The 4153-nt window shown below is 56.5% G+C and carries 4 protein-coding genes and 1 pseudogene; 3 read left to right on the top strand and 2 right to left on the bottom strand.

Features of this window, described 5'->3' with window-relative positions; genetic code table 11:
* Both M0974_RS10240 and M0974_RS10235 read right to left on the bottom strand, forming a co-directional pair.
* Positions 1–228 (bottom strand): annotated as a pseudogene (locus tag M0974_RS10240) (gluconate transporter); the annotation flags it as partial.
* Between the two features lie 153 nt (positions 229–381).
* Complete coding sequence (locus M0974_RS10235; protein WP_297835899.1) at positions 382–1284, bottom strand: LysR family transcriptional regulator; 903 nt, start codon at positions 1282–1284, stop codon at positions 382–384.
* 127 nt (positions 1285–1411) lie between these two features.
* Here M0974_RS10235 and M0974_RS10230 point away from each other — a divergent pair, with 127 nt between their 5' ends.
* From M0974_RS10230 to M0974_RS10220, 3 genes are all read left to right on the top strand, one after another.
* The gene (locus M0974_RS10230) at positions 1412–2113 is read left to right on the top strand and encodes a CoA transferase subunit A (RefSeq protein WP_297835897.1); all 702 of its coding nucleotides are present in this window, start codon (positions 1412–1414) and stop codon (positions 2111–2113) included.
* Between the two features lie 83 nt (positions 2114–2196).
* Complete coding sequence (locus M0974_RS10225) at positions 2197–2853, top strand: CoA transferase subunit B (RefSeq protein WP_297835896.1); 657 nt, start codon at positions 2197–2199, stop codon at positions 2851–2853.
* Positions 2854–3217: 364 nt separating this feature from the next.
* On the top strand, positions 3218–4153 hold a 936-nt coding region (locus M0974_RS10220; RefSeq protein ID WP_297835895.1), incomplete at its 3' end, for a TIGR00366 family protein.

Raw genomic sequence — 4153 nt, 5'->3', positions numbered from 1 at the left:
GATCCCCGCCTCGCCGAGAATCGCCCCCGCGCCCTTGCTGAACGCTTTGGCAACGTCTTCTGGCGGTAAGCCGGCGCCCACGCCAGCGATGAATGTACCAATCAGAATCGACAAAAACGGAGGTAATTTGGTGGCGCTGATCAACACAATGATGATAGCAATCGCCACCAGGCAACAGACCATGAGACGCGTGTCATGGGCCATCCAGGCAACAGATGAGAAATCCAAAGCGGTGCTCCTTAATGCAGGGCTATTATTGGCAAGGCAGTGTTCGCAAGGCTGCATTGACCCAAATCAATGTAATATCTGGTATCAATTGCGCGCAACAATACCTCAAGTGCCCGCCTTGAAGCGGCGTTTTCCGCTAATGAATCCGATTATTCATACGCTTTCTAGCGTTTGTTCCTGGGCGTACTCGATCAACACATCGCGCAATGCCTGAGCCGCAGCCGACAGTTTATGGTCCCCCAGCATCATCAAACCGATGCGCCGCTCAATGCGTGGCTCGGCCAGCGCAACGCAGTGCGCACCCAATTCACGCATTTGCTGAATGCATAACGACGGCACCGCACTGACCCCCAGCCCGCTGGCAACCATGCGCCCGATGGTCGACAGTTGGTGGCTTTCGAACGCGACTGACAGTTTCCCGTGTTGCCTATGCAGGTCTTGCTCCAGCAGCAGGCGCACCGCCGACGGCCTTTGCAGGGCGATAAAGTCTTCACGCAACAACTCGCTCCACGTCACCTCGGCACGCTGCGCCAACGGCGAGCCTTTGGGCACCACCGCCACAAAGCGATCCATATAGAAAGGGGTGAATGACAACGAGCTGCTGGACTCCGGCTCAAAACCAATCCCCAGCTCGACCCGCCGATGCCGCACCATCTCCAGCACCTGTTCATTAATGACGTCATGCACCGCAACGTTGACTCGAGGATAGCGTCCGCGAAACACCTTGAGTGCGGCGGGCAACAAGTTACCAGCGTAAGAAGGCATCGCTGCGATCGATACTTTGCCCAGTTGTAGGGTGAAGCGTTGGCGCAGCAATTCCTCGGTATTGTCCCAGTCTGCCAACAACTGCCGGGCCAGCGGTAACAAGGTCTCTCCCTCCGGCGTCAAGCTGACACTGCGCGTGGTACGGCTGAGTAGCTTGCCGCCCAATTCATCTTCTAGACTCTTTACCGTCAAGCTCAATGCTGGTTGCGACAAGTGCAGGCGCTCCCCCGCCTGGGCAAAGCTCAGGCATTGCGCCACGGCGAGAAAAGCTCGGAGCTGCTTGACGTTCATATATTTAAATTCTTTATCAATCCATCAGAAAAACAAAATTAACAAATCATTGCAGGCAAGAGAAGATGCTTTGAACGCGATTCGACAACCAGCTTGTCGGACAACAACTACAAAAGGCGGATCTACCATGTCTGGACTCGATAAACGAGTATCAACGTACGAAGAAGCCCTTGATGGGCTCACTGACAACATGACCGTGTTGTCCGGTGGCTTCGGTCTGTGCGGCATCCCGGAAAACCTGATTGCGGAAATCAAACGCCGTGGCGTTAAAGGTTTGACCGTGGTTTCCAACAACTGCGGCGTCGATGGCTTTGGTCTGGGCGTACTGCTCGAAGACCGGCAGATCCGCAAGATGGTTGCTTCTTATGTCGGCGAGAACGCCCTGTTCGAACGCCAACTGTTGAGCGGCGAGCTGGAAGTTGAACTGACTCCCCAAGGCACCCTGGCGGAAAAAATGCGCGCTGGCGGTGCTGGTATTCCTGCGTTCTACACCGCAACCGGTTACGGCACGCCGGTGGCTGACGGTAAGGAAACCCGCCAGTTCAATGGCCGCAACGTGATTCTTGAAGAAGCGATCACTGGCGATTTCGCCATCGTCAAAGGCTGGAAAGCTGACCATTTCGGCAACGTGGTGTATCGCCACACAGCCCAGAACTTCAACCCGGTGGTCGCTACCGCAGGCCGCATCACGGTGGTCGAAGTTGAAGAAATCGTCGAACCCGGCGTGCTGCTACCCAGTGAGATCCACACCCCTGGCATCTATGTCGACCGAGTGATTCTGGGCACATTCGAGAAGCGCATTGAACAGCGCACGGTGAAGAAGGCCTGAGGCCTGGCTTCATCGTACCCAACGTGTTTTCGCAGAATATTCTCGCAAGAGCACTCTCGACAGAACAAGAAGAGATCCTGACCATGGCACTTTCCCGCGAACAAATGGCACAGCGCGTCGCCCGTGAACTCAAAGACGGTTTTTACGTCAACCTGGGCATCGGCATTCCGACCCTGGTCGCCAACTACGTACCGACTGACATCGACGTGATGCTGCAATCGGAAAACGGCCTACTGGGCATGGGCGAATTTCCTACCGAAGAAACCATTGATGCCGACATGATCAACGCCGGTAAGCAAACCGTGACCGCGCGTAAAGGCGCGTCGATTTTTGACTCGGCTCAGTCCTTCGCGATGATCCGTGGCGGCCACGTGGACCTCACCGTGCTTGGCGCTTTCGAAGTCGACGTTGAAGGCAACATCGCTTCGTGGATGATCCCCGGCAAGCTGGTCAAAGGCATGGGCGGCGCGATGGACCTGGTTGCTGGCGCTGATAACATCATCGTCACCATGACCCACGCCTCGAAAGATGGCGAATCGAAACTCCTGTCGCGCTGCAGCCTGCCGTTGACCGGTGCTGGCTGCATCCGCAAGGTGCTGACCGACCTGGCCTACCTGGAAATCGCTGACGGCGCATTCATCCTGCGCGAACGGGCGCCGGGGGTCAGCATCGAAGAAATCATCGCCAAGACCGCCGGCAAACTAATCGTGCCGGATGATGTGATTGAAATGACGTTTTAATAGTTTGCAGACAACCCGATACCCTGTGGGAGATTCTATGTTTGAAGGCAACCCACAGAACCCGGTGAGAGCAAACTTGTTTGCGAAGGCAGCGACGCGGTGCATCAGGTAAACCGCGTCGTCTGCTTCCCGAACAAGTTCGGTCCCACCGAATCTCGGCAAGACCCGGATTGGTAATCAACTTCCCTGTGGGGTTGGTCTAGCTTATTTCCGCCCTGCAACACTAATATGCCATCACTCTGTGCCATCCTGCCTCTTCACTAACTGAAGGGGCATATTGCGTTCTAGCTTCAGCGTTTTTCGCTACAAAAAAATGGGCCGAACACTCGGCCACTCAATAATAAGTTTAATAAAGGTAGGACCCATGGCCGCCGAAATCGAAGACAGCCGCTATGCCCGCTTTGCCCTGCGCTGTGCCAATTGGGCAGAACGCTGGTTTCCCGATTCCTGGGTGTTCGCTGTATTGGCCGTGGTTATTGTTGCGGTGGCCACCATGGCCATGGGCGCTAAACCGACCGAAGTCGCCAACGCGTTTGGTGATGGCTTTTGGACGCTGATCCCGTTCACCATGCAGATGGCTTTCGTGGTGATTGGCGGTTATGTGGTCGCCAGCTCACCTCCAGCGGTTCGCCTGATTGACCGCTTGGCTCAGATTCCAAAAAACGGCCGCTCGGCGGTGGCCTGGGTCGCGTTGATCGCAATGGTCGCGTCTTTGCTCAACTGGGGCTTGTCGCTGGTATTTGGCGGCCTGCTGGTTCGTGCATTGGCCCGTCGCACCGAGTTGCGCATGGACTACCGTGCTGCGGGCGCTGCGGCGTATCTGGGTCTTGGCGCGGTCTGGGCACTGGGGCTTTCGTCCTCGGCGGCTCAGTTGCAAGCCAACCCCGGCAGCCTACCTCCGTCGATCCTCGCCATCACTGGCGTGATTCCGTTCACTCAAACCATCTTCATGTGGCAGTCGGGTGTGTTGCTGGGGATATTGGTGGTGGTCTCGCTGATCATCGCTTACGCCACTGCGCCTGGCCCGGCCAGCGCCCGTGATGCGGCGGCTTGCGGTATCGATCCGAGCTTCAGCATTCCAGCGATTCCAAAGCGTACACGTCCCGGTGAGTGGCTTGAATACAGCCCGATCCTGATCATCTTGCTGGTGCTGTTGGCGGCGGGCTGGTTGTTCCATGAGTTCTCGACCAAACCGGCGATTACTGCGATTTCAGGCCTGAACACGTATAACTTCCTGTTCATCATGGTCGGCGCCCTTCTGCACTGGCGTCCGCGCAGTTTCCTCGATGCGGTCACCCGT

Source organism: Pseudomonas sp., from assembly GCF_026224925.1.
Classification (GTDB): Bacteria; Pseudomonadota; Gammaproteobacteria; order Pseudomonadales; family Pseudomonadaceae; genus Aquipseudomonas.
Note: the sequence above shows the minus strand (reverse complement) of the source record. Positions and strands in the feature narration are given on the sequence as shown.